This window comes from Amycolatopsis kentuckyensis (assembly GCF_002155975.1).
GTDB lineage: Bacteria > Actinomycetota > Actinomycetes > Mycobacteriales > Pseudonocardiaceae > Amycolatopsis > Amycolatopsis kentuckyensis.
Map to the genome: position 1 here is coordinate 1 of NZ_MUMI01000228.1, position 623 is coordinate 623.

The following is a 623-nucleotide window of genomic DNA, read 5'->3' on the forward strand; positions in this document are numbered from 1 at the left end:
CGGCCACACCCACTGGACCGGCCCCATCGACGCCGTCGGCAAACCCATCCTCTGGAATCGCCACAGAGCACTCAACGGCCGCCACATCGCCTTCCGCCTCCACCACGGCCGCGACCCCGAAGGCCGCGTCACCGTCGCGTGCGACGAACCGCGCTGCATCGCCGGCGCCCACCTCGCCGACAGCACCATCCGCGCCGCCCACCACCGCGCAGACAAGGTATTCGAACGTATCTTCGGGAGCAGTACATGACCCGCGTCCGCGAGGACGTCGCCGCGATGCTCCGCGCCGGCGCCACCTACCGACAGGTCCACACCGAACTCGGCGTAGGCCAGGCCACCATCGCCGCCACCCGCAAGGCCTACGGCATCCCCCTGCCCCCCGGCCGCCGCGGACACAGCCGCCGCGGCGCCCAGGCCGCGCAGGTCGAGGCCCGCGTCGCCGAGCTGCTCCGCGCCGGCGCCACCTACGCCACCATCCGCGCCGAACTCCACGTCAGCGCCCTGATGATCGCCAGGGTCCGCCGGGAACACGAGATCCCCGCGGCCCCCGGCCGCCGCGCCGGCCGTGCCGACCCACGCGACCCCGAGCAGACCCTCGCCCACCACAGCCAGCCCGCCGCCGA

2 protein-coding genes are annotated in these 623 nt (G+C 74.5%); both read left to right on the top strand.

The features are described from left to right. Nucleotides 1–250, top strand: a 250-nt coding sequence (locus tag CCN39_RS22470; RefSeq protein WP_208630315.1) for a hypothetical protein, incomplete at its 5' end; no start/stop codon positions are given. Next, nucleotides 247–623 (top strand): hypothetical protein (locus CCN39_RS22475; RefSeq protein ID WP_208630316.1); only part of this gene is annotated, 377 nt, incomplete at its 3' end. The genes CCN39_RS22470 and CCN39_RS22475, both read left to right, overlap by 4 nt.